Here is a 24,972-nt window from a genome sequence, read left to right as displayed (position 1 = left end):
TATACCCGTAAATCCGGAAAATCAACAACTCTGCAAATTACTTCGAGAGTAGCTCGAGCGCCTTGTTCAAATCCGTGGTAGGCAGGTTGCATACTTGATCGATACAGACGTAGGCTGTCGCCTTTCCGTCTATCGCGGACTGTCCTTTCGTGAATTCGGCGATAGCAGCGATGCCGTCAGAATCTTCGTTCCCTTTAAACAGCATCACCTTGTTGGGCACGTATTTTTTTCTGAGCGCGGACAGCATATCTTTAGTATCGGGCGAAGCGGGATCGCCTGCGACCACCACTTCATATGACGGTCCTATCGCGAAATCGAGGCTCGAAAGGAGCTGCGTATAGGCCATAGGCGCCTGCTCCACGCTCTGCGAGAACGCTTTAGCAAGCTTTGCCGCCATCTCGTCGTAAGAGGAATCGCCCGTTATCCTCCCTATCCTGAGGAGGTTGAGCATCGCCACCGAATTGCCCGACGGTATAGCCCCGTCGTAGACCTCTTTCTGCCTCGATATAAGCTCTTCTGCGTCGTGAGACGTGAAATAGAACCCGCCGTTCTTATTGTCCCAGAAGAGCTCGTTCATTTCGTTCTGAAGCGCAAGCGCCGCTTTTAAATACTCGATGTCGAAGGTGCTCTCGTATAATTCGAGGAGGCCCCATATAAAAAACGAATAGTCGTCAATGCTCCCGCTTATACCCGCTTCCCCGTCTCTCCAGCGGTGGAGGAGCCGTCCTTTACTATCCCTCAATTTATCGAGGACGAAGTCTGCAGCGCGCTTGGCTGAATCGCTGTAGAGCGTATCATCGAAAACACCCGCGCCCCTCGAAAGAGCGGCTATCATGAGCCCGTTCCAGTCGGTGAGAACCTTGTCGTCCTTATGCGGGTGCACTCTCCTCTCCCTGACGTCGAAAAGCTTTTCCCTCGATTTCTCGATCCTGTCCCCGAACTCTTCTGCGCTCATGCCGTAAGACCGCGCGAGTTCCGGGAGCGACATTTTGAGATACAGTATGTTCGAGCCCGTTTTCTCGCCCGACGCCTCTTCCCTGAAGTTGCCGGTCTTCTCGATGTTATAAGTTTTGATAAAGAGCTCCGCGTCATCCTTTCCTAGTACTTCTATAATTTCATCCTGGGTCCAGACATAGAACTTTCCCTCTTCGCCTTCGCTGTCCGCGTCCTCGGCCGAGTAGAACCCCCCTTCGGGCGAAGTCATGTCCCTCAAGACGTACGTGAAAATCTTGCGTGCGGTGTCTTCATACTCCTTTTTCCCTGTTGCCTGATAGGCTTCCGTAAAAACTAGGGCCAGCGCCGCCTGGTCGTAAAGCATTTTTTCGAAGTGCGGCAGGAACCACCTGGGGTCTGTCGAGTACCGGTGGAATCCGAACCCCACGTGGTCGTATACGCCGCCCTTCCGCATGCCGCCGAGGGTTGCCTCCACCATGCGTAGCGCCTGCTCGTCTCCCGTCCTCTTCCAGTATCTCAGGAGAAAAAGGAGGTTATGCGGGGTCGGGAATTTCGGCGCCGTCCCGAACCCGCCGTTCGTCTCGTCGAACCTGCCCAAGAGCTGGTTGTACCCTAGAGTCATCGTGGCCTGCGAGAGGTCTCTTCCGCCCGGCTCCCGCGTTATGTCCGTGGCCTTCTTAACGGCCGCGGTGATGCTGTCGGCGGACTTAAGCACCTCGTCCCTCTGGTTTTTCCATACCTCTTTGATCCTCGGTACGAGCTCGACCATTCCTATGCGGCCGAAACGCGTTTCTTTCGGAATGTATGTACCTGCAAAGAAGGGCTTCTTGTCAGGCGTCATGATTATATTGAGAGGCCACCCGCACCCGCCTTTCGACAGGAGCTGGCAAACGGTCATATATATGTTGTCTATATCGGGCCTTTCTTCGCGGTCGACCTTGATCGAAACGAAAGTCTCGTTCATGAGCCGGGCTACTTCCGGGTCCTCGAAAGATTCGTGCTCCATCACGTGGCACCAGTGACAGGTCGAGTACCCGATCGACAGGAGAATCGGTTTGTCCTCCCTGGCCGCTCTTTCAAATGCTTCTTCCCCCCACGGGTACCAGTCCACCGGGTTGTCCGCGTGCTGGAGCAAATAAGGGCTCTTTTCGTTCTTGAGTCTGTTCCGGTCAGGCATATTTTTGTCGCCGGTCGGCTCTGCTCCCGGGCTCCCGCATGTACTTAACATAAATAACACTGCCGATACATATACAATACCAGTTATAAACAGTAAGGTCCGGCTTCTTTGGTTTTTTGTGTCCAATTTCTCAATTTTCCTGCGGGCTGCCCTATGTCGTCAGTTTACGGCCCGCACGGCCTATTACAAGATAATAAGATTGTACGTGTCAAACGGGCGGGGAGATGCATATCAGGTCCCCAAAATATTCATAATCGACTTTCTTGGTTATAATTCATGTACTCCTCAAAGTATGCGGATACTGGACGAAAAGTACACGAAAATTATACTCGAAGAGAAGCTCCTCCTGCAGTCGCTCCTGGCCGAGATAAAAGAGCTTTCTGACGCCGAACTTGAAGCTAGGCTCAGATCTGCGGCTGAAAGCCTCGACAACCTGTTCTCCCTGGTCTTTATAGGCGAATTCAGCACGGGCAAATCATCGGTGATAAACGCACTGCTTGGGGAGGACATACTCCCCAAAGGCATTACTCCCACGACCGACGAGATAACGGTCATGAAATATGGCGACCGTATGGAGGAAAGCGTAGAAAACGGGTGCCGGGTCATTTCGGTTCCCCAGGAAAGGCTGAAGGGGCTTTTTATAGTGGACACGCCGGGCACGAACGTCACCATTTCGCAGCACGAGCGGCTCACTCAGGAATACATACCCAAGGCCGACATAGTGTTTTTTACCATAGGGGCGGAGCGCGCTGTCACCGGAAGCGAGGCGAAGCTCATCAAGTTCATTAAAGAGAGCTGGCTCAAGAATATCGTTTTCCTCCTTAATAAAATCGATATCGCTGCTGACGCAGAAGAGCTCGGGACCTTGATAAAGCACACCCGGGACGAGCTCGAGCGCTCGTTCGGCATAAAGCCGCACCTTATACCCGTTTCCGCCAAGCTCGCACGGGAGGGGAAGGCCGCGTCGGACGAAGCGTTATATGCACGAAGCGGTTTCAATGAGCTCGAGCAATATATATTCGATACACTTAGTGAGGAAGAACGTATCAGGATGAAGATAAGGGCGGCGTCGGAATTCGCCGTCAGTCTGTGCGCGGAAACGGAAAAGGCGCTCGACGGACATATAGACAGGATATCCGAAGATATGCTGAGGCTCGGGGAGTTCGAGAGGAAGCTCGACGCAATGAAGGACGAGATAATGGAGAACTCGGCTCAATTCACGGAGAGGATAAGGAGCAGGCTCCTCGAATTCAAGACCAGGGGAATAGAGTATATAGACGAGCTGATAAGGTTCGCCAACATCTTCAAGCTGATGAGCAAACAGAAGATTGCGAAGGAGTTCGAGTACCGGGTCTCACGCCAGACCGTGTCCGAGCTCGAAAAGGACCTGGACGCGATGGTGATGTGGACGGAAAAGTCGGCCCGGACGCTCCTCGACAGCACGATCGAGTTCTATAACAAGTCGATGAAGGCCGATAGCTCGAATGTCACGACGGGTTTTATTTACGACAGGACGAGGCTCGTTGATACCGTGAGGAGCGAGCTCGAAACGAAGCGGAGGGCGATAGACCCGGCCGCACTCGGAGGCAATCTCGTCGACTCGGCGAGAGGCGCCGTGGCTTCCGTGCTGGGCGTTCAGGTAGGATCGCTCGCGGTCGGAGCCGCAGTCGTCTCGGCTTTTTCGTCTCTCCTCGTCGATATCACCGGCATTCTGGCGACTGTCGCGGTGATGGCTACGGCTTTCGCTATACTTCCGAAGAAGAGGAGGGACGCCATGAAGGAGTTCAGCTGTAAGGTGGACGCGCTCATCGAAGAGATGGTCTCGGGTGTGAGCTCGCAGCTCGAGAGAGATTTGAGCGGGATTAAAATCCAGGTGAACGACTCACTCTCGCCTCTCAGGAATTTCTACAAGATGGAGAAGCAAAAATTATCCGAATCCAGGGTCAGGGTGAGTGAGCTCAAGTCCAGATTCGGTGAATTGAGGGAGAGAGCGGTGTAAAAAGCTGGAACGCCTGCGGTCGGACTATAGAAGCTACAATCCGAAGCTTGTCTCGGACAGTATGGAATAGATCTCGTGTAAATCATCCCTTCGGCTCGAAATCTCGATCCCCATGTACCACTTCTCGGAATTCGAGTGATAGAGCCATTTGATCGTGCCTTCGAACCTGATCGTTTTTTCCCCTGTGAACAGGCTCGCCTCTATTTTGAAATTGGGAGGGAACCCTTTAGTGCCTTCCATCCCGATCCCGTGCTCGGAGATGTTAAACGTAGACCCGCTGAACATGAGGTTCTCGTCCCTGTCGCTTCTTTTGCCGTTAAGCAGTCCGTACTTTATCTTCTTATAATAAGGTATCCTAGTCGAGCGTCTCAACACATTGACCGAGGTCTCCGGGCTTTCCGTCAGCTGGCCCAGTTTTATTACTTTCCCGTTGGAATGTCCGTTGTCCACTTAATAAAACTATCAGGGACTTAACGATATTGCAATTGGACTTTAGTTATATAATTCCTTACGACTTTTGTCCGGTTGCTATGGTATCGAGAGCGGGTTCTTATCTGCACAAAACCGATGACCGGCGATCTCAGAGGCGTGGAGGTCCCGGCTGATTTTTCGGCTGATGCCGTGGTTCAAGGCTCGATCATCTCTCGTGTTACGTGCAATCTTCGGGCGTTACCGGATTTGTCAGGAGCTCGATTTGTCAAGCTCGCGGAGCGCGTATCTGACTTCGCTTACGGCGTCCTTGTCGAAATTCGGATTCGTTTCTAGCACGAGGTCGAAATACCTTTTGGCCTCTTCTCTGTTACCAATCTTGTAGTGAATCATGCCTGCATGATAATAGAGTAGGGCATCCCTTGTGCCGAGCCTTAGCGCCTTGTTCATTGCCTCCATCGCCTTATCGAGGTCCCCGGCTTTATAATAAGCCCAGGCAAGGGTGTCGCAGGCGTATATGTCCGCAGTCCCCTCTGAGTCCCGTCGGGCCAGTTCAAGGGCTTTATCCAAATTGATATTCCTGTCGGTATAAAAAAGTACGAGCTCCCTGGAGTGTCCCCTTATCCCGCTCTCGGCATAATCTTTATATCTCTCTTCCGCTTCCCTGTATAGTTTCTCGGACTTTTCGGGTCTTCCGAGTTTCTCGTATATCTTGCCGAGCTCGATATAAAAATGGGGTTTCGGGTTTATTTGCAGAGCCCTTTCGTATAGACGGGCCGCTTCCCGATAGCTCCCTCTGGCTGCTTGTACCTCGGCCAGATGCTCTAGTGCGAGGTAGTGATCTTTGAATGATCGGAGTGCTTCCTGGTATGATTTTTCAGCTTTTTCGAGGTCTCCAGTCTTATGATAAAAAGAACCGAGCATCACGTTTGCCCAGGCTCTGTTTTCTCCGGGAAGGTTATCTCTCAAGGCGAGATCGATCGCGTCCTTCATTATCTCTATAGCGACCTCAGTATCCCCCGTGAGGTCTTTCATCTGGGCGATGCGGCTCCATGAATAAAAGCCGGGCGATATTATAGACGCTGTTTCATAGGCCTTCGCCGCTTCTTCATACATGCCGAGCTCCATATAAGCGTCGCCGAGGACGCCGTACGAGACGCTTTTTTCCGGTTTCAGCTCTATTGCTTTCTTGGCGTATTCGATCGTTTTCCGAAAATCATGTGTATAAGAGCTCACCTGACCTAAATATATGTATGCCGCGTATCCGTCAGGATAAAGCTCGAGAGACTTCATAAGCGCTTCACGGGCCTGAAGGTAAGGCTTTATTCCGCCTGCTTCTCGCCCCTTTTGTATGTAGCTCGCTCCGAGCTTCGTATAGTTGTAATAGTCGCCCGGATCTTCCTTTATCTTGGATCGATATAGCTCGATGAGAATGTCTGCGGGGCTCTCCCCGGTTTCCTTGCCGGTTTCATTCTGATGGTCTCCATCGTCATGATGATGTCCGTCTTCGTGCGCCAGCGTAGTTAAGGCCGCGAACAGGATTGCAAGAAATAGTGCGGGAACTAGCATGCCGAGTGTTCTCATCGTTTCTCCCCCTTCTGATATTTTTCGGAGACGAGGATTTTTACCGGAATAAAGGCTATGGGGAATATACAAGCATTCCCCATAGCCGGATTATCGTATCGCTGTTTAATCCACCGGACAGCGGCCTGTATCCGTACCCTTGCATCCCCTCTCGCCGGGATCGATGTGACGGCTGTTGCGTCCGTTGTGCGCGAGGTTTAGATACGGGAACGAGGAGTTGTACGGCTGCTTATCGTTCACGTTAACGCCGTCCCCTATCCTGTTGTGCGGGAATGTATTGAACTCGGGAACCAGCACACCGGCCACGACGCGGGCCGCGATATCGCTTACATCGTCAACGACGCGGCGTCCGTTCGGAAAACCCGCAGGGTCGTCGTTTGCCGGGTCGTCGTCGAGGAGCGTCAGGAATCCGAGCCTGCTCTGCTTATCGGGCGGCGTGGGAGGGATGCCCGTGTTCAGTCTCAGCACATCCGCTATAGGCCCCGTCGGAGTACCCTCCGGTGCTATAGGAGCCGTGTATTGTACCAGAGGCAGCAGGTCCAATCTCGGGACATCCGGTATTGGGAGAACGTCAGGGCCGTAGAGGGCTTCATATACGGTGTTGAGCACTCTCGCGAGCACCGGGTCTAGGAAGAAATCGGAGTACTCGGCGTCGTTCTCGGGCTGAGCCATGCTGAATTTATCCTTGAAGCCGGTACCTATAACGAGCTCGTTTATCAGCGGGTTGCCCATTCTCTGTATCTGTGTGAATTTTTTAGACAGCTTCGGGTCTTCTCCGGGGCCCCTGTATTTTTTCTCCTTCGGCCTGGAGCTCGTCCCCCACATCCCGATCGTCGCTTCCGGGTCAGAGGCCGGGTGTTTTTCGCCGTCGCTCGTGAGCATCTCTATCGGCACCTCGATCGCTATTGCATTTACGTTATAACCCGAGAAATCATCCGGGGCATAGTTTTTTGAATCGTCCGCGTCCTGCTCATCGGTGAGCACTCCCTGTACGACGAAGCCCTGGGTCCTGAAGTTTATCGAGTCGAACGTGGCGCCGAGATCGAGCCAGAACGGGTCGTCGACGGTGCCTGCGAAAACCTTGATTCCGCTGCCGAGGTCGTATATCCCCTGCGCGAAAAGCGAAGGATAGTCGGGCATGGTCCTCGGACCGACGTTCGTGGGTACGGCGAAGAGCGGGCTCCCTGTCGCGTTCGTAAGCTGCGTCCGGCTATTGCCCTTTACCATCGTTACGGTGTAGAACTGTCTCAGGCTCAATCCTTCCGAACCGGGTCCGTCGAGAGCGGTGATCGCAGGCGGTATAACTGGCTGCCCGGCTGTCGGGTTGCCGTCCAGGTCAGGCGGCGAATTGTCTGGAGCATTGATCCCGTCGAGGGCGCCCACGAAACCCGTGAACACGTTCGGAAGCCTTATTTCGGTCGTGAAACGGAACTCGAAAACTATGTCCTCGAGAGCGTCCTGATCGTTATCGACCCTGATCGCGTAGAGAATCTCGGAGTCGAACGGAAAATAATTAGGGCCGTTTCCCGGCTCCAGAAAAGGGTCGTAGTTAACGATCATTGTAACCTTGTCTGAGGCGTCAGATTCGTCGGGATCGTAGCTGACGAAAGCGAAAACGTCTGTGATGTCCGCTTCGTCGTCGATCGCCGTGATGGGTGCCTCCCTGTGGTTGGCCGCCTCTGCAACCGGATAATAATAGATACAAGAAAAAATCAATGCTGCTACAAAAGCAGCACGAACGATAAATATTCTTGGAATCTTCATAACGCATACCTCCTTCAATTTTCTACTGTATCGTTATACGGGAGGGAAAAATTTTTGGATCTCTAAGAAAAATAATAGGATGTTTTGTGTTCCCGACGTGATAATTCTATTCGGTCACAAAGCTATTTCTGTTCAGGTTCCCAAAGTGAGAATAGTATGTTTGTAGATGCAATCTCTGATGAGTGTCGAATACGGCTTGCTTACCGTATTGTGCGGAGGGTCATTCCTCGACGAACTCGAGCGCTGCGGAGTTGATGCAGTACCTGAGCCCCGTGGGCTTAGGACCGTCGTTGAAAACGTGTCCCAGGTGCTCGCCGCACTTGCTTAAAACTTCCATACGCTCGAACCCGAGGTCGTTGTCGGGTCTCAGTATCACGGCGTCTTCCGTGACCGGCTTCCAGAAGCTCGGCCATCCGGTCCCGGAATCGTATTTATTCTCGGAGCTGAAAACTGGCAGCTTGCAGCCTGCAGTAACATAGATCCCTTTTTTCTTGTTGTTCAGCAGCGCGCCGGAAAAAGCCTTCTCCGTGCCCCTCTCCCACAATATGTAATATTGCTGCGGCGTCAGTTTTTTCTTCCATTCGTCTTTGGTGAGACCAAGAGCTCCTTCGGGGAGTGCTTCGCCGGTTGTTATATTTGAAGCGGCCTTCGGGAGGTTGACAGTCCCGGTGGAATCGTATCTCCGCCAGCCTGAGTGAATTAGACCTGCTGAAATAACTACTAATAGAATTAAAGCGATTAAGGTTTTATTGGTCATATAATTTTTCCCCGCTCAAAATGCGGAGGGGCGCTCATCCTGTTTGTCGGAGCGCCCCGCTTATCGTTGATGGAATCAGCTTAGTTCGGCAGTAGAACGGTATCTATTACCTGGATAACTCCGTTTGACTGAATTACATCATAAGTCGATATATCCGCGATGTCGCCCTTCTCGTCCTTTATAAGGATGTTGTGTGGGCCGTTCATCCATACGGTCAGCGTACCACCGCTTACTGTCTTGAGCTGGGCCTTCCCGTTGCCTTTATTGATCTCTTCTACGAGAGCATCGAAAGTCCAGCGGCCGGGAACCACGTGATACGTGAGCACTTTCGTCAGCGCGTCCTTGTTCTCGGGCTTAAGAAGCATCTCGACCGTTCCGTCGGGAAGGTTCTCGAACGCGTCGTTCGTCGGAGCGAAGACAGTGAACGGGCCCGGCCCCTTGAGCGTCTCGACCAGTCCCGCCGCCTTAACCGCAGCCACGAGCGTCGTGTGATCGGTCGAATTGACCGCGTTATCTACTATGTCCTTTGTCGGATACATAGCCTCTCCGCCGACCATTACCGTCGTATCGGCGAACGCCGAAAGTCCTGCTACCGAGAAAACAACCGCTGCTGCGGGCAGCATTAAATACTTTTTTATAACCTTGTGCATTTCAGCACCTCCTTGAGATTTTTAAATTCGAATATTTATACGGGAGGGGATTTTTTTTGGATCTCTCGGATCTGGAAATTATTCCGGCCGCGGCCTATGGATATGTATTATATATAGATAATATGTAATATAGATACGGTACGGAGCGTGATTCGGCGCCGCTAACTGCCTAAAGCATTACTGCCGGCGGATTTGGTGTTTGCGGATTGCAAGGGAGGTTGTCCCTCCAATTTGTTATACGGTGCGGTCAGGTACACGGATCATTTAAATCTGACTTCGCGGAATAGATTTTATCAGGGAAGTTATATTTCTCGCTGCATGCGTGTAATCAATCGAGGCCGTCCGGGATAAAAAGTGATTCCCTACGCGAGCAGCTCGTTTTCTTCGGAAGCCGCTATCAGCAGGAAGCACCCCTTCTCTGTAGATATGCGTTCATGAGTACTGTGAGCTTCAGCGCGTATATAATCGCCTTTCCCGAAAACCTGACCTCCCATCCTGAGGTCGCCTTCGATTATATAGCACTCTTCGGTATCGGTATGGACATGGTTGGGGAAGGTAGCCCCCGGCTCCATCCTGACGAGAAGGGTCGCGTAATTCTTCTCCGGGTTCCGGTAGAGGTTCTTGATCATAACGCCTTTCATGATCTCGACCCACTCTCCTTCATTTTGGCGTACGTATAAGAACCCTTCATCCGTACTATTTTTCCGTTTCTCCTTCCTGATTTGAGAAAAGAGACGCTCTTCGAGTCCTTTGGGTCCTTCCATCGATCCTGCATCGTAGAGGAGGTGCTCGACCACTTCCTCGAAGGTCTTGAGCTCTTTCTCTATAGAGCCGTCCCTGTTGCGCAGCAGCTCCTCGAATTCCTTCTTTTCCGCATCGCTCAGGTTCCCCAAGGCGTAAGAAGCAGCGAGCTCCCTTATCTCGTCCTTAGTGTATTTTCGAGCCATGGTCGTACTTCCTTTCGATCTTTTTTATTATATTCCTCAGCTTTACCATTGCAACCCTTATGGTGCTCTTGACCGATCCGAGCGGCATATCCATGTGCTCCGCGATCTCCCCGTGGCTCATCTGGTAATAAAACGACAGCTCGATGACGCGCCGCTGCTTATGCGGGAGCTGGTCAAGAGCGTTCCGGACAATTTCTCTTTTCTGTCCGGCAATATATATAAGCTCGGCGCTGTCCTCCGTGCTCGCCAGGTTCTCATCTAATGTTTCATCCGCAAGCATTTTTTTTGAAATATTTCTCTTCCTGTCTATCGCGCGCCTCTTCGTTATCATGAGGAGCCACGTTAGAGGCTCGCTGAGCTCCGAGTTGTAATTAGAAGCGTTCCTCCAGACCTGCATAAACACCTCGAGCGCCACTTCCTCGGCTTCATGGGTGTTCGATATCACCCTGTAAGCCATGCCGTACACCAGTTTAACGGTCAGTTTATAAAACGCCCTCATCGCATCCTCATCCCCCCCGGAAATCCGGGAAATCAAATCCCTGAGCTCATGCTGTTCCTTTGCGGCATGAGAAGCGATAGTCGGAGCTGGAGGCCTCATAGGTTGTGTTGACTATACTGAGAAAGCGACATTTGTTTAGTATTTTGAACGAATTATAACACAATTATATACTAAACTTGAGACGAACGTAACATGCAGTCAACACAACGACAAAAGCCCGCTCATCTACTTATTCGCCGGCACGGGTGGATTAGAGCACATTAATTTTTAAAAATGGGCACAAAATCGTGCGGACAGGACTGACAGAGGCGCGGTATTGAATAAAACACCCGGCATGATTAAATTTATTTGAAGGCTGGCGGCTGTTCGTATCGAATTCCCGATAAATTAAGATTCGGCAGTTTTTTCCAAAAACGGCGGATTTTCGGGGGCTTCCCTGCATGCCTTGGATGGTAGTGTATATTTAATAGCTCAACTTTCTTATAACTAGCTTCTGAATACCGGGGAGAAAGGGTAAATCAACATGAGAAACGAAAAAATCAGAAATATCGCGATAATAGCGCACGTCGACCACGGGAAAACCACGCTCGTCGACGCCATGCTCAGGCAGAGCGGCGTATTCCGCGAAAACCAGGTCGTGGAGGAGAGGGTCATGGACTCTATGGACCTCGAGCGGGAGCGCGGGATAACGATCATGGCCAAGAATACCGCCATCTTCTACAAAGGCATAAAGATAAATATAGTGGACACCCCGGGTCACGCCGACTTCGGTGGCGAGGTGGAGAGAAGCCTCAACATGGTGGACGGCGCGCTCCTGCTCGTCGACGCGAGCGAGGGTCCGCTCCCCCAGACCCGTTTCGTCGTAAAGAAGGCGCTCCAGAAGAAGCTCCCGATAATACTGGTCATAAACAAGATTGACAGGAGCGACGCACGCCCCGCCGAGGTAATCAACGAAGTGTACGACCTCTTCATAGAGCTCGACGCTAACGAGGAGCAGATCGAATTCCCTATAATCTACACGAACGCCAAGGTCGGCTCCGCAAAATTGAGTCTTTCGGACGATTCCGCCAACCTTATCCCGCTCTTCGATACGATAATCTCGGCGATCCCCGGCCCTGAGATCGGGGACGGCTCTGTCACGCAGTTTCTCGTTACGAACCTCGACTACGACAATTACGTAGGCAGGATAGCGATAGGGAGGCTCATGAACGGCTCTCTCGAATCGAACAAGAGTTACACGCTCTGCGGAGAAGGAGGCGCGAACACCCCTATAAAGATATCAGTCCTCTATACATTCACCGGGCTTCAGAAGACCCAGATGGAGAGGGTCGAAGCGGGCGACATAGCGTCAATCGCCGGGGAGGAGGACGTCAAGATCGGCGATACGGTATCGAGCCTTGACAACCCCGTGCCGCTCGAGCGAATAAAGGTGGACGAGCCCACGATCTCGATGATCTTCTACGTCAACAACGGCCCCTTCGCGGGAAAGGAGGGGAAATTCCTCACCTCCCGCCATCTCAGGGACAGGCTCCTCCGGGAGAAGCTCGGAAACGTCGCAATCGAAGTAAAGGAGACTGAAAGGGCGGACGCCTTCGAAGTATCCGGGCGCGGCGAGCTCCAGATGGTGGTTCTCATCGAAATGATGAGGCGCGAAGGGTACGAATTCATGGTCTCGAAGCCCAGGGTTTTGACGAAGATGGAGAACGGCAAGGTCACGGAGCCCGTCGAGCGCATTTTCGTCGACGTGCCCGAGGCGTTCGTCGGAGCCGTAACCGAGGCCATATCGTCGAGGAAGGGGCGAATGGAAAACCTCCGCAACAACGGGAACGGGAGGGTAGATATCGAGTTCCTCATCCCGTCGAGAGGACTCATCGGATTCAGGAGCCAGTTCCAGATACTCACCAAGGGCTCGGGCGTCATAAATACCTTATTCGAAGGTTATGAGCCGTGGTACGGCCCCATACCGCAGAGGTCTACGGGCGCGCTCGTCTCGGATAGAGGCGGGAAGGTGACGACTTATGCGTGCCTCTCGATGGCAGACAGGGGCGAGCTTTTCGTCGATGTCGGGACTGACGTTTTCGAAGGGATGATCGTCGGCGAGAGGAACAGGAACGGGGACCTCAACGTCAATATAACGAAGGAGAAGAAGCTCACGAACATGAGGAGCTCCACCGCCGAGACGACCGTCGTTCTGAGACCCCCGAGGCCTCTATCCCTCGATCAGGCTATAGAGTTCATCGCCGAGGACGAGCTCGTCGAGATAACCCCGCAGAGCCAGAGGCTCCGCAAGTTCGAGCTCGCCGCCTCGAAGAGGGAGATCGAGCTCAAGCGCGAGAAGAAATACAGTCAGTAACAGCGCTGCCGGAAACGGAATCCTTCTCTCTGCGCGTGAATCTATAATTCCAGATGGAAAAGCCGTTCAGCCAATCGTGCGAAAACAATAAAGAGCCCATACTCCGCGTTTTAAAGGAAGCGTTCAGGGATGTTTCGTTCGTTCTCGAGATCGGGAGCGGCACGGGGCAGCACGCCGTCCACTTCGCGCGCAACCTCCCGCACCTCGTCTGGCAGCCCACTGATTTAGCTGAGAACATACCGGGCATGAAGCTCTGGTTCGACGAAGCGAAGCTCCCCAACATAAAAGAACCGGTCGTTCTGAACGTCTCGGACGCCATGTGGCCCGTCGGCGAAGCGGAAGCCATATACACGGCTAATACTCTTCACATAATGGCGCGCTCCAAGATCGAGTGCATGTTCGACGGTATGGAGCCCGTTCTCAAGAAGGGAGGGACCTTATGTATCTACGGGCCCTTTAATTACGGGGGGAAATATACGAGCGAGAGCAACCGGAAATTTGACGCCTGGCTCCGTGAGCAGAACCCCCAGAGCGCCATACGCGACTTCGAGTGGGTGAACTCGCTTGCGGAGAGGATAGGGCTTAAGCTCGTCAAAGACCACGAAATGCCCGCCAACAACCATCTCTTAGAGTTCCTGAGATCTTGATCGGGAATCTAACCTTAATCTGTCATGCTGAACTACGGTTCTGAACGAGTGCAAGAACCGGACGCCATTGGCTGAATCCAATGATGCAAGTGTTTTCTGCTTATTCGTTTATCAAACCGAAATATTCAGCATCTCATCTTTTTCTGTCATTTCGAGCGCACGCGAGAAATCTATTTTTTAGTCCGTCACCCTGAACTCGTTTCAGGGTCTCATCCTTTTCCTTTTAATTCCCTCTTCCCTCCGGATACGAGAACCCACCTTTCTTTTATTCCAAACCCGGACTATATTTTATCAACGCGTACACGCCAGTCCGTTTAGATTGATATGGCCAAAGACATCATCACCCTCGTCGTCGGAAATTATTTTTTGACCTTCCTGATCATCGGCCTTATCGCAGGATGGATCTCGCTCGCAGGCAAGCCGAAGCCCCGCTCCATGAACGTCGTAGCCGAGGCGTTTCTCTCTTATTACATGCTTTTCGCGATAGGTATAAACAACCTCGTCAATTTCGTCTTTCACGTATTCTTCGGAGACATGTCGGCGGAGTTTATCGGATGGGCTAACAGTCCGTTTCAGCTGGAAGTCGGTTTCGCAAGCCTCGGCATAGGGATAGTCGGCGTGATGGCGTTCCGGGCGGGGCTGCCCTTCCGTGTCGCCACTTACATCCCGCCGGCAGTTTTCTCTCTCGGCGCTGCAGGGGGCCATATCTATCAGATGATCGCCGCGCATAACTTCTCACCCGGAAACGTCGGCCTCGTCCTGCCCACAGACATCATACTCCCCGCCGTCGGCTTCGTTCTGCTACACCTCTCATATAAACATCCGAAGACCAGCAGTAGTCGATGAGTTCAAATGGATCTGGACTTCATCCCCGGCAGCAACAACTTGTCCTCCACATGCTATGACTTTCAACGCACTTTCGCATCACTTACACTCTAAGCACCATGGATAGATGCACGAGCTTCGCAATTTATAAATTTGCTCTTTCATGATATATTGCAATGACGTTTTATATATCCGACTTGTGGGGGAGTAATACAAATGGGAAGGGTTAAGAAATTAACTAAATCGGCGCCTGAGACGTTTACACCGGCAAAGGTTTTCTCCGCCGAGGCAAGCAGTAATAAAATCATTCCCAATGTGCTCAATTCCCCGCAGAAGTACATACAGGGAGACGGGGTTCTGAACGATCTCGGCCTGTACCTCGGGCTAATCCACAGCAGGCACGCCGCGGTGCTGATCTCCGAGGGAGGAAACAGAAGGTTCGGCGGACCGATAGCCGAAAGTCTCAAACGCTCGGGCATTACCCTCACCCTTGTCCCCTTTAAGGGGGAGAGCTCGTACGAGGAAATCGGGCGCGTGACCGAGCTCCTAACGAAAGAGAAAACTCCTGTCGATTCGGTCGTAGCTGTCGGCGGCGGAAAGTGTCTCGATACGGGGAGGGGGGTTGCCTACCGCCTGTCCGTGCCTGCTGTCATCTGTCCCACGACGGCTTCGACGGACGCACCATGCGCGGGATTGTCGGCTATATATTTTCCCGACGGTAAATTCCGGGGCGTCGAGCTCTACCCGCTCAACCCTGCTCTCGTTATAGTCGACACGAGAGTCGCGGCGGAAGCCCCGGTGCGTTTCATCGTGTCCGGCATGGGCGACGCCATGGCTACGTGGTATGAAGCGCGGACGTGTTTTCAGAATCCCGGAGGGAAAGCGATCCTCGGGACGCGCCCGACTATCGCCTCTGTCGCCATAGCCGAGCTGTGCGCCGATACGCTCTACGGCCACGGTGCTAAAGCTGCCGAAGCTGTGAAAGATTCACAGGTAAATGAATCCGTCGAGCGCGTCGTCGAAGCGAACACGCTCATGAGCGGAATAGGGTTCGAAAGCTGCGGCATCGCCGCGGCTCACTGCGTCGCTCAGGGCCTCACCGTTATCCCTTCCATACATAAAAATTACCTCCACGGCGAGATGGTCGCGATCGGTCTCATGACTCACCTCGTCCTTGAGGGAAAAGAGGACGAAGCCCGCAAGGTCGGGACATTCTTCGCCGAGGTGGGTCTGCCTCTTCACCTGGATCAAATATCGCTCGACCCGGCGCGCGATGTGGAAACGCTTCGCAAGATATGCAAAGCCGCCGTCGAATTGCCTTTCATACACAACGAGCCCTTCAACGTCACGGAGGAGACTCTGTTGAATGCGATACTCGAAGCCGACAAACTCGGTCTCGGGATTGCGGACTCTGTAGGGGATGTTGCATACCTCGCCTTACACGGCAAGTGAAACAGAGCGTCCGGATTGTTCGAGCACGCGATAATTTATAAACCATATGCCCGGGAAATGATTCTCAGGTATTGAAGCTGCGCAGAACTGAGCTCCTTTACAACTAATTCAAAACCATGTTAATTTATGCCGTGAGCATGGCGGGCAACACTCGAAACACACTCCTGAGGTACCCCATTATCCCGGTCATTGCTCTATTTTTTATACTCTTTTCCGTCTCCCGCGATGAATCCGGAAGCATTGAATTCATGAACGTTCCCTGCTCCAGCACGGTCGTGATAGCAAAGGACTTCGGAGCGGCCTCGCTTTCGACCGGGACCAAAGCCCCGGAAAATCAGTCGGTGGTGAGCTTCGGCCAGACCGTCAATTCCAGTTACAGCAGTCAACTCCCCGGTCTCAACGGCCATAATCTATTTTCATACAACGCCGACATAGATTTACTACGTCTTTATGAAGATGAAGTGAAGTACGATTTAATCATCTCAAGCAATACCAACCGCGCCCCTCCTTTATTTATTTCTTAACCTCACATTTTCATATCACATATCCAGAATCCAGCAGCGGGCAGACTCCGTCTTTCCGCAATCGCTGATTTATAAATAAAGGAGGATTCCCATGTCTTACACGAAATACGGACGTATATTCCGGAATTTTATTTTAGTTATGTTTCTCGCACAGGCAGTTACATCACAGGCATTCGCGCACGAAGATCACGGCAACCCGAACGGGCTCCATTTCTCACACCCCCTTATCACGGAGTCGCCTTCGCCCGACACGAAAATAAGGCTCGATTACTTCTTCCTCAACGTCGACGGCGAGGTCGAGGAAGAAGAATTGGGCGAGGAGAGCGAAGGGCCGTCTAAATATAAGGAAAGCACCGTAAGACTCGAGCTCGAGTATGCGTTCACTCGCAACATAAGCATCGAGGCCGATATACCCTACACCTTCATCAACCCCGACGAAGGAAAGGACGTAAGCCACTTCAACACGATAGACATTGGAGTCAAGCTAGCGACGTTCATTTTAGAGGAATACGGCGTCCTCCTCGGCGGAGGGCTCGAGTTCGGGCTTCCGACCGGGGACGATGACAAGGGCATAGGCAGCGACAACATATTCGAGATCGAGCCCTTTCTGTCATTCGGCTGGAAGTACAAGATACTCGAAGTAGTCTCGTTCCTTCATCTCGGCATCCCGGTAAATCAGAAGGGCGGCCAGGACGAGGGCAACGAGCTCGGCTACAACCTCTCGACGCTCGTTCATGCGACCGACTGGCTCGAGGTGCTGCTCGAGTTCGACGGCGAAACGGTGCTAAGCGGCGAGGAGGAAGGCGAGTCCGTCCTCAACATCGACCCCGGCGTCAAGTTCAAGCCGTTCAAGAGCCAGGAGCTCCACGTAGGCTTCGGCGCGGGCTTCCCCGTCACACACGACGAGGAATTCGAGGTCAGGCTGATAGCTTCGGTCTTTTATCACTTCCCGTATAAGTGAGGTTATGATGTTAGACTTGATAAGTTTGCCAGGCCGGGATGTCGCGGCCCGGCTTCCTCAAGGATTGATTGAAAATAAATCATATTGCAAAGGAGATTGAAATGAGAAAGTACGTGTTTTCTGTTGCTGTGTTATTTCTTTTGACTGGATTGTCATTCGCCGAGAGCAAGGTCGTGGTGGAAGGAGCCTGGGTGGGCGAAGTCCCGCCTTCTTCCCCCGTGGCCGCGGCTTACATGACGATAAAGAATGAAGGGACGTCGGACGACAAGCTCTTGAGCGTTACGAGCAGCATTTCGGGGAGCACTATGATCCACGAGACGGTCGTCGACGATCAGGGCGTCGCGAGGATGAATATGGTCGATGCGCTCGTCATCCCGGCGGGGAAGAGCGTCGTGCTCAAGCCGGGCGGCACTCACATCATGCTCATGGACTTGAAAGAACCCGTCACCGGGAAAGCGAAGATCGGGCTCGACCTCAAGTTCGAGAACGCCGGCGATGTGAAGGTCGAGGCCCCGGTCAAGAAGCTCGGCGAGTAAGGTTTGCTTCGTGACCGGATGGGGATGACTGTATAAGAAGCGCGGAGTAACCGCGCCTGACGTTCCATCATTGTGCTATACTGCATATAAATACGCATATGCAAGTGACGGAGGTGCGTTATGCCGTCAGAACGTAGAACGCAGCGCAGAGAGGCGTGGCCGAGCTTGCCGCTCGACGAATGGAAAGACACGTATGCCACACTCCACATGTGGACTCAGATCGTAGGCAAGGTCAGGTTCGCACTGACCCCGTGGGTCAACCATTCATGGCACGTGACGCTCTATGTGACAAGCCGCGGTCTGACTACATCGCCAATTCCGTACGGCGAGAGGACTTTTCAGATCGATTTCGACTTCATAGACCAGAAGCTCGTGATAATGACGAGCGGCGGCGACGTCCGCTTTATCGAACTCCGCCCGCGCACTGTATCAGATTTTTACGGCGAGGTTATGTCCACACTCCACGGCCTGGGTCTCGATGTTCGCATTCACACTCTGCCGAACGAGGTACAGGACCCTATCCCGTTTGAGAAGGATGTCACGCATAAATCGTACGACCCCGAATACGCAAACCGCTTCTGGCGCATCCTCGTCCAGACGGACCGCATGTTCAAGGAGTTCCGCTCGCACTTCATCGGCAAGTGCAGCCCGGTGCATTTCTTCTGGGGGAGCTTCGACATGGCCGTGACCAGGTTTTCCGGCCGCACCGCCCCGCCGCACCCAGGAGGGGTTCCTCACCTCCCCGACGTCGTCGCGCGCGAGGCGTACTCGCACGAGGTGAGCAGCTGCGGCTTCTGGCCAGGCGGGGGCCCCGTGCCCTATCCGGTCTACTACTCATACGCCTACCCGGCCCCCGAAGGGTTCAAGGACGCCCCTGTTAAGCCGAAAGGCGCTTTCTACAGCGCTGACCTCGGGGAGTTCCTCCTTCCTTATGACGAGGTGAAAAGTGCCGGGAAGCCCGATGCTGTGCTTCTCGACTTCCTCCAATGCACATACGAAGCGGCTGCGGATCTCGCGAAGTGGGACCGCCCCGCGCTCGAGCGCGACAAGCTTCCGTGACTGCGCAGAGCATTCGAATTAAGTTGTCAATATTTCGGTAGCCATTTCACGCTGACTCCTTAATACTTAATCGTATGAAAAACGAACTGACTTTCCGGGATAAATACGACGCCATAGGCAAGCAAAGCAAATTGTATGAAGGCGTATTCGTTACGGCCGTTAAGTCGACCGGAATTTTCTGCCGCCCTTCATGCCGCGCGAGGAAGCCGAAGCCCGAAAATGTCCTCTTTTTCGATACCGCCGGTGAGGCCGTACAGCACGGCTACAGGCCATGCAAGATATGCAAGCCTATGGAAAAAATGGACGAAACCCCGGGCTATATCGAATCTCTTCTGGCCGAGCTCCATGAGAACCCATACCTTAGAATCAAGGATAACGATTTGTACGAGAGGGGCGTCGAGCCCAATCAGATCAGACGGTGGTTTAAAAAACATCACAACATGACTTTCCAGGCGTATCAGCGGATGCTGCGGATCAACAGCGCGTTCAATGACATTAAAAGGGGCGAGACTATCACGAGCTCGGCATTCAGCAGCGGGTACGGCTCACTTAGCGGATTTAACGACAGCTGCCGGTCGATATTCGGCGGCCCCGCATCCGAGAGCAAACACAAGACTACGATCAACATAGCCCGCTTTACGACACCCATAGGCCCCATGTTCGCCTGCGCTACCGGGGAGGGCATATGTCTCCTTGAGTTTACAGACAGGAAAATGCTGGAGACGGAGTTCAAAGACCTGTGCAGGGGGCTCGACGCCGTCATTTTGCCGGGGAAAAATGACCATCTGGGTCAGGTTCAATCGGAGCTGTCGGAATATTTCGCGGGGACGAGACGGCAGTTTACCGTCCCGTTGCACACGCCCGGCACTGACTTTCAGCGATCGGTCTGGAAAGTCCTGCAGGAAATACCCTACGGGGAGACCAGGACGTACAAGCAGCAGGCCATAGCCGTGGGCAATCCGAAGGGCGTGAGAGCGGTCGCTTCCGCCAACGGGGAGAACCGCGTGGCCATTATTATTCCCTGCCATAGGGTAATCGGCTCCAACGCTCAATTGGTCGGCTACGGCGGGGGCATTTACAGAAAAAAATGGCTACTCGATCTGGAGTCTCGCCGCGGCAACGGCCGGCATTAAATCCGGCGAGGCATTGCATCAGACGAGCGCTTGAATGCAGCGTCAGGCCGCGGGAAGCGAGTCATGGCTCATGCTCTTTTCTCCGCCGGAGGTCCCCACAGCATCGGCAGGAATACGGCTGCGAGAATTGAGAACGAAAGGATCCACAATATCTGCGAGACGGCGACCCAGAGGAGATAATTGCCGCTGTCCGCAATCGGGAAGAACACCCTTACGACTGCCCCCGCAAGCAGCACAGTAAATATCCAGAACGCGGCCTTAGGCGGGGCGAATACGTTCCTCCCCGTATGTCCCAGGGTCACGCGGGTCATGAACCCGACCGTCATCATCCCTATCGCCCCGTACGTGAAGCTATGGAGCGCAGGCATCTCCGGGATATTCAAAAACATGGAGAGGAAGTTGAGGCCGAACCCGACTGCTATCCACGCATAGGCGACGTAGAGCACCCAGAGCATCGGTTTGCCCCATATCCTGCCGGAATACCACCCGTACAGCCTGACCGAATAAATGAGCGCGAGCGCTCCCGAGATTATCAAGACGGGCCGTCCGCTCTTGAAAAAGAGCTCCAGAATGAAAAACGAGACGAAGAAGAGAAGGCTCAGCCTATCGACCGCTCTCCAGTTCCTGGGCTGGAATTCGAAATCGAGCCCGTTCCTGATGAATAATGGAATCATCATCCGCCCCATCAGGAGGATTATGGATACGACAAGGAATAAGGCTGAATATGCGCCCAGGCGCTCGCCGTCCGGCAGAACTCCAAGCACGCCGAGATAAAATACGACGTCGCTTACGGCCAGGAGCGCCACGTGAGCGGCGAGCCCCGTTTTCTCCCGGTCCATTCCCCTTAATACCGGATACAATAACCTTGCGGCGAGGATAATCATGAACAGGCAGTCGAGCGCAGCCCCTGTCTTCCACGATATGTCGGTTATTAAAGTAAGCGATATGAACACCCTCGCGAGTATCCAGAGGACTACCAATATAATGAGCGCTGATTTTTTGCTTATCGCGGCGCCGAACCTGTACTTTTCTATGGTCAGCGAAAAGCCCGCTATCACCGCTACCGCGTAGCCGTAGAGCATCTCGTGCGCGTGCCACATGGTCGGGGAGACGCTTTCAAAGTTGAGCCTGAGCTTGAATGTGTAGAATGCCGTCCATAGCGTCATGTAATAGAGCGATGACACAGCAGCCAAGATAAAAAACGGCCTGTAAGCGGATTCGAATATCGAGAAGTCCTGGTCGGCGGTCGTGATTATCCGTTTCAATTCAAACCCCGTAATCGAGTGAGCGCTCACTCAATATCTTACGCGCCCCGCTCCGCTTGTAAATATTTCACTTTCGGTATACGCCCTCTGCTCCGCCGGTATCACGCATACGCACCCCCCGGAGGACGGCCGGGTGGGATTCCCGGCCGTCAACTGGTAAGCTAGAAATATAACTCTTGCGGAGCCCGTTTATAAATCACTCTGAGAGTAGGAGGAGCTATGAAACGTAATGCATCTGCTGTGTGGAAAGGGGATTTAAAAAGCGGTAAAGGCGCTATTTCGACCGATAGCGGCGTGCTTTCGGACACGCAATATTCGTTCAAGACGCGGTTCGAAGACGGGAAGGGCACTAACCCCGAAGAGCTCATCGCGGCCGCCCACGCGGGCTGCTTCTCTATGGCGCTCTCGTCCGAGCTCGGGAAGCTCGGCCTGACTGCGGATACAATAAGGACCACTGCCTCGGTCTCTCTCGAAAAAACGGACGCGGGGTTCACGATCACTGCCGTTCACCTGGACCTCAAGGCGAAGGTTCCGGGTGCGGATAAGGCTGCGTTCGAAACGGCCGCGAATAACGCGAAGAAGGGCTGCCCCGTGTCCCGCGTGCTCAACGCCGAGATCACGCTCGACGCGGCGCTCGAGAGCTGAGCCTCGGCTTAACGGAACTCGCAGGGCGGGATACGCTCCTCCAGTTTGGACAATTTAGATTTGGTCAGGCACGTCTCGAGCTTCCAGTGGCGGACCGCAAACTCGTCCTTCTGCTTGATAAGCAGCCACTGGTTTTCAACGCCCCTGCTTTTATAGCGAATCATATCGAATTTCCCGCGGAGCTTCTGTCCGTAAAGGATAAACTCTATCTTGTCTCTTTCTTCCGTTATCAATTCGTACGTCCCCTCGTCCCAGATCACGACCGCCCCCGCGCCGTACATCCCTCTCGGTATGATGCCCTCGAAATCGATGTATTCGAGCGGGTGGTCTTCCACTTCGATAGCCAGCCTCCTTTCGTCCGGTATCATGGACGGCCCTTTCGGCACCGCCCACGAGCGGAGCACTCCTTCCATCTCCAGACGGAAGTCGAAATGCAGCCTCGACGAATGATGCTCGTGCACCACGAACCTGTTACCCATAGCCGTCTAATAATAATATCAAATTAGGGATTCGGATTGAATAGTGTGTGATGAAGGGGGAACTCAAGCCCTAACTGACTGAATATATTAAATAATACGCTGGCGTGCATGGGGGCTCGAACGCTTAGTGCTTGGTATGAAGGGCGTGGTCAGTGCTGACTTTTTTCCATGTCCTGTGCCCGGCGTATTTCAGGTAATTTCTTCCCGCTGGTGCTTTTGAACTTCTGACTTTTCTCCATTTTCTATTACCCATGTATGTGAGAAAAGGTTTTTTTGCACCCATTTTTCTCACCCCCATATAAAGTATAAACCATTCTCTCCGTATCCGCATTCCCATTTTAGCAGTTCTAGTGTGTAAATACCTGCCCTGTTTCCGGGTTAGACAGGCTTTCGTAAAACTTCATAGAAAATCAGATGAAAAATATAGGGTACATCGGTCATAAATATCAACCGAAGGGATATGAAGGATTCAACGATTCATAAAGTGAATGTGTGGCGGGCGATGGGGGACTCGAACCCCCGGCCTCAGGCTTCGGAGGCGCAACCTCAACCGCGGCGCGCCGCCTCGATTGCAGCAATGTCGATCTTTTTCATCTGCATCATCGCATCGAATGCGCGCTTGGCGGCAGCGCGATCGGGATCGGTTATCGCTTTGATGAGAGCAATCGGCGTGATCTGCCAGGACAATCCCCATTTGTCCTTGCACCAGCCGCACGCACTCTCCTCGCCACCGTTGCCTACTATCGCGTTCCAGTAACGATCCGTTTCGGCCTGGTCAACAGTTGCGACCTGAAATGAGAACGCTTCGTTGTGCTTGAATGCGGGTCCGCCATTGAGCCCGAGGCAAGGAATCCCCATAACGGTAAACTCGACCGTCAACACGTCCCCTTGCTCCCCCGACGGAAAATCTCCCGGTGCGCGGAGTACCGCGCCAACAGATGAATCGGGGAAGGTCTCGGCGTAAAAACGCGCCGCCTCTTCGGCGTCGCCATTGTACCAAAGGCAAATCGTGTTCTTTGCTTGCTTCATCATGTCGCTTCTCCATCGTAATGAGCCACCCTAAACCGGAGTCAACGATGTGCTCGCAATCGAAGGGCAGTGGCTCGACAAACATTTTCGCGTCAAAGTGTACGGCAAGATTCGTATCATTCCGGCGCTTCTTCGCTGTGCTTCGCACAATCGGGATAACTACAAATTAGGCTGTAAATATGCAGTATAGTATCCCATATAGAGTGTTATACAGCAAACCGGCGAAATTTAAAACACGGGTAATCCGCTCCCAACTGTTGCAAAGAGAAGCGTTAATGCAACGATTCTGATAGCTATTAATTTAGGAGTAGACACCAATTTGGACACTACGCACTATCTACATACTATTCATAGTTTATTTCCTGGCGGGCGATGGGGGACTCGAACCCCCGGCCTCAGGCTTCGGAGGCCTGCGCTCTATCCACTGAGCTAATCGCCCGGTCTTGAGATTCCCAATTCCTTCATTACTACCTGCATGTCTTCCCAGAGGGGCTTCTTGAAATTCGGGTTCCTGAGAAGGGCAGCCGGATGATAAGTTACCATAAGTTTCGCCCTTCCGTACTGATGGAACTTCCCGCGGAGGCTCCCGAGGCTGAGTTTCGATTTAAGCACCGACTGGGCGGCCGTGCTCCCGAGGCACACTATAACCTGGGGCTCTATCGACCGAATCTGCTTGAAGAGGAACTGCTCGCAGGTCGCCATCTCGTCGGGCTCGGGCGTCCTGTTGTCGGGCGGGCGGCACTTCACCACGTTGCAAATGTATACGTCCTCCCTCTTTAACCCCATCGCCTCTATGATCTTGTTGAGTAACTGCCCGGCTCTCCCCACGAACGGCCGTCCCTGCAAGTCCTCATCCCTCCCGGGCCCTTCGCCCACGAACACGAGCCTCGCCTTCGGGTTCCCTTCCCCGAACACGATATTCGTCCTTCCTTCAGAGAGCTTGCACCTCGTGCAGTCTCCTATCTCGGCCCTTATCTCCTCGAGCGTCATTCTCTTGGCCGATGCGTCGAATATGCCGATCTGCTGCTCTACCTTGATGACGTCTTCCTTCTTTTCGGTTTTTACAGGCGCTTTCATCTGTGCTCTCGCGGGCTCTCTATCTTGCGGTTTCGGGGGCGGCTCTTCTTTCGCCTCTTTTATTACGGACACCCTCCCGACCCCCATCGATTTCTCGAATTCCAGGTAGTTCTTTAAGTCCTCGATAATGCCTTTAAGCTCCGATTCGCGGCTCATGTCGCTCGATACCTCATATAATAAACACGGTTTAGGCCGAAAAATCCATATCCCGGGAATATACGTATTCT

23 protein-coding genes and 1 tRNA gene are annotated in these 24,972 nt (G+C 53.1%); 11 read left to right on the top strand and 13 right to left on the bottom strand.

Going from position 1 to position 24,972, the window contains the following annotated elements; genetic code table 11:
* Nucleotides 1–37: 37 nt before the first annotated feature.
* A complete protein-coding gene (locus AB1598_11265) occupies nt 38–2,131 on the bottom strand; it encodes a thioredoxin domain-containing protein (GenBank protein MEW6145586.1) in 2,094 nt (697 codons plus the stop codon).
* A 292-nt stretch (nt 2,132–2,423) separates the two neighbouring features.
* Here AB1598_11265 and AB1598_11260 point away from each other — a divergent pair, with 292 nt between their 5' ends.
* Nucleotides 2,424–4,130 (top strand): dynamin family protein, encoded by a 1,707-nt coding sequence (locus tag AB1598_11260; protein MEW6145585.1) that lies wholly within the window; start codon nt 2,424–2,426, stop codon nt 4,128–4,130.
* A 33-nt stretch (nt 4,131–4,163) separates the two neighbouring features.
* Here AB1598_11260 and AB1598_11255 read toward each other — a convergent pair whose 3' ends face one another.
* From AB1598_11255 to AB1598_11225, 7 genes are all read right to left on the bottom strand, one after another.
* A complete protein-coding gene (locus AB1598_11255) occupies nt 4,164–4,580 on the bottom strand; it encodes a hypothetical protein (GenBank protein ID MEW6145584.1) in 417 nt (138 codons plus the stop codon).
* Nucleotides 4,581–4,811: 231 nt separating this feature from the next.
* Complete coding sequence (locus AB1598_11250; protein ID MEW6145583.1) at nt 4,812–6,143, bottom strand: tetratricopeptide repeat protein; 1,332 nt, start codon at nt 6,141–6,143, stop codon at nt 4,812–4,814.
* Between the two features lie 105 nt (nt 6,144–6,248).
* Nucleotides 6,249–7,907 carry a DUF4331 domain-containing protein gene (locus AB1598_11245; GenBank protein MEW6145582.1) on the bottom strand — a complete coding sequence of 553 codons (1,659 nt, stop codon included), beginning with the start codon at nt 7,905–7,907 and terminating at the stop codon, nt 6,249–6,251.
* Between the two features lie 220 nt (nt 7,908–8,127).
* On the bottom strand, nt 8,128–8,541 hold the full coding sequence (gene msrB, locus AB1598_11240) for a peptide-methionine (R)-S-oxide reductase MsrB (GenBank protein ID MEW6145581.1): 414 nt from the start codon (nt 8,539–8,541) through the stop codon (nt 8,128–8,130).
* A gap of 203 nt (nt 8,542–8,744) precedes the next feature.
* Nucleotides 8,745–9,314, bottom strand: coding sequence for a fasciclin domain-containing protein (locus AB1598_11235; protein MEW6145580.1), 570 nt, complete (start codon nt 9,312–9,314; stop codon nt 8,745–8,747).
* Between the two features lie 362 nt (nt 9,315–9,676).
* The gene (locus AB1598_11230; GenBank protein MEW6145579.1) at nt 9,677–10,261 is read right to left on the bottom strand and encodes a cupin domain-containing protein; all 585 of its coding nucleotides are present in this window, start codon (nt 10,259–10,261) and stop codon (nt 9,677–9,679) included.
* A complete protein-coding gene (locus tag AB1598_11225; GenBank protein ID MEW6145578.1) occupies nt 10,242–10,760 on the bottom strand; it encodes a sigma-70 family RNA polymerase sigma factor in 519 nt (172 codons plus the stop codon). Before AB1598_11225 ends, AB1598_11230 begins: the two co-directional genes overlap by 20 nt.
* 523 nt (nt 10,761–11,283) lie before the next feature.
* On the opposite strand from AB1598_11225, the gene typA reads away from it, so the two are divergent.
* The 9 genes from typA to AB1598_11180 all read left to right on the top strand — a co-directional run bounded on the left by typA (nt 11,284) and on the right by AB1598_11180 (nt 20,250).
* Nucleotides 11,284–13,113 (top strand): translational GTPase TypA, encoded by a 1,830-nt coding sequence (typA, locus tag AB1598_11220; protein MEW6145577.1) that lies wholly within the window; start codon nt 11,284–11,286, stop codon nt 13,111–13,113.
* A 53-nt stretch (nt 13,114–13,166) separates the two neighbouring features.
* Nucleotides 13,167–13,760 carry a DUF938 domain-containing protein gene (locus AB1598_11215; protein MEW6145576.1) on the top strand — a complete coding sequence of 198 codons (594 nt, stop codon included), beginning with the start codon at nt 13,167–13,169 and terminating at the stop codon, nt 13,758–13,760.
* A gap of 324 nt (nt 13,761–14,084) precedes the next feature.
* The gene (locus AB1598_11210) at nt 14,085–14,606 is read left to right on the top strand and encodes a DUF6790 family protein (protein MEW6145575.1); all 522 of its coding nucleotides are present in this window, start codon (nt 14,085–14,087) and stop codon (nt 14,604–14,606) included.
* Between the two features lie 195 nt (nt 14,607–14,801).
* Entirely contained in the window at nt 14,802–16,037 is a 1,236-nt protein-coding gene (locus tag AB1598_11205; protein ID MEW6145574.1) for a glycerol dehydrogenase, read from the top strand.
* Nucleotides 16,038–16,285: 248 nt separating this feature from the next.
* Entirely contained in the window at nt 16,286–16,561 is a 276-nt protein-coding gene (locus AB1598_11200; protein MEW6145573.1) for a hypothetical protein, read from the top strand.
* Nucleotides 16,562–16,652: 91 nt separating this feature from the next.
* Entirely contained in the window at nt 16,653–17,522 is an 870-nt protein-coding gene (locus AB1598_11195; protein ID MEW6145572.1) for a hypothetical protein, read from the top strand.
* A gap of 101 nt (nt 17,523–17,623) precedes the next feature.
* Complete coding sequence (locus AB1598_11190) at nt 17,624–18,058, top strand: copper chaperone PCu(A)C (protein ID MEW6145571.1); 435 nt, start codon at nt 17,624–17,626, stop codon at nt 18,056–18,058.
* 120 nt (nt 18,059–18,178) lie between these two features.
* Nucleotides 18,179–19,117: a DUF5996 family protein gene (locus tag AB1598_11185; GenBank protein MEW6145570.1), complete on the top strand. Its 939-nt coding sequence runs from the start codon at nt 18,179–18,181 to the stop codon at nt 19,115–19,117.
* Between the two features lie 74 nt (nt 19,118–19,191).
* Nucleotides 19,192–20,250, top strand: a complete 1,059-nt coding sequence (locus AB1598_11180; GenBank protein ID MEW6145569.1) for a methylated-DNA--[protein]-cysteine S-methyltransferase — start codon at nt 19,192–19,194, stop codon at nt 20,248–20,250.
* A gap of 68 nt (nt 20,251–20,318) precedes the next feature.
* Here AB1598_11180 and AB1598_11175 read toward each other — a convergent pair whose 3' ends face one another.
* The gene (locus AB1598_11175; protein MEW6145568.1) at nt 20,319–21,515 is read right to left on the bottom strand and encodes an NnrS family protein; all 1,197 of its coding nucleotides are present in this window, start codon (nt 21,513–21,515) and stop codon (nt 20,319–20,321) included.
* Between the two features lie 219 nt (nt 21,516–21,734).
* Between AB1598_11175 and AB1598_11170 the strand changes: the two genes are divergently transcribed.
* Nucleotides 21,735–22,160 carry an OsmC family protein gene (locus AB1598_11170; protein ID MEW6145567.1) on the top strand — a complete coding sequence of 142 codons (426 nt, stop codon included), beginning with the start codon at nt 21,735–21,737 and terminating at the stop codon, nt 22,158–22,160.
* A gap of 8 nt (nt 22,161–22,168) precedes the next feature.
* Here the strand turns inward: AB1598_11170 and AB1598_11165 are convergent, their stop codons facing one another.
* The 4 genes from AB1598_11165 to AB1598_11150 all read right to left on the bottom strand — a co-directional run bounded on the left by AB1598_11165 (nt 22,169) and on the right by AB1598_11150 (nt 24,901).
* Nucleotides 22,169–22,639 (bottom strand): DNA polymerase ligase N-terminal domain-containing protein, encoded by a 471-nt coding sequence (locus AB1598_11165; GenBank protein ID MEW6145566.1) that lies wholly within the window; start codon nt 22,637–22,639, stop codon nt 22,169–22,171.
* Nucleotides 22,640–23,185: 546 nt separating this feature from the next.
* Nucleotides 23,186–23,671, bottom strand: coding sequence for a VOC family protein (locus tag AB1598_11160; protein ID MEW6145565.1), 486 nt, complete (start codon nt 23,669–23,671; stop codon nt 23,186–23,188).
* 360 nt (nt 23,672–24,031) lie between these two features.
* Nucleotides 24,032–24,107: transfer RNA gene (locus tag AB1598_11155), tRNA-Arg, on the bottom strand.
* Complete coding sequence (locus tag AB1598_11150; protein ID MEW6145564.1) at nt 24,098–24,901, bottom strand: uracil-DNA glycosylase; 804 nt, start codon at nt 24,899–24,901, stop codon at nt 24,098–24,100. Before AB1598_11150 ends, AB1598_11155 begins: the two co-directional genes overlap by 10 nt.
* Between the last annotated feature and the right edge of the window lie 71 nt (nt 24,902–24,972).

Source organism: Thermodesulfobacteriota bacterium, from assembly GCA_040754335.1.
Taxonomy (GTDB): Bacteria; Desulfobacterota_D; UBA1144; order Nemesobacterales; family UBA2774; genus 2-12-FULL-53-21.
This window is presented reverse-complemented; position numbering and strand designations above follow the sequence as displayed.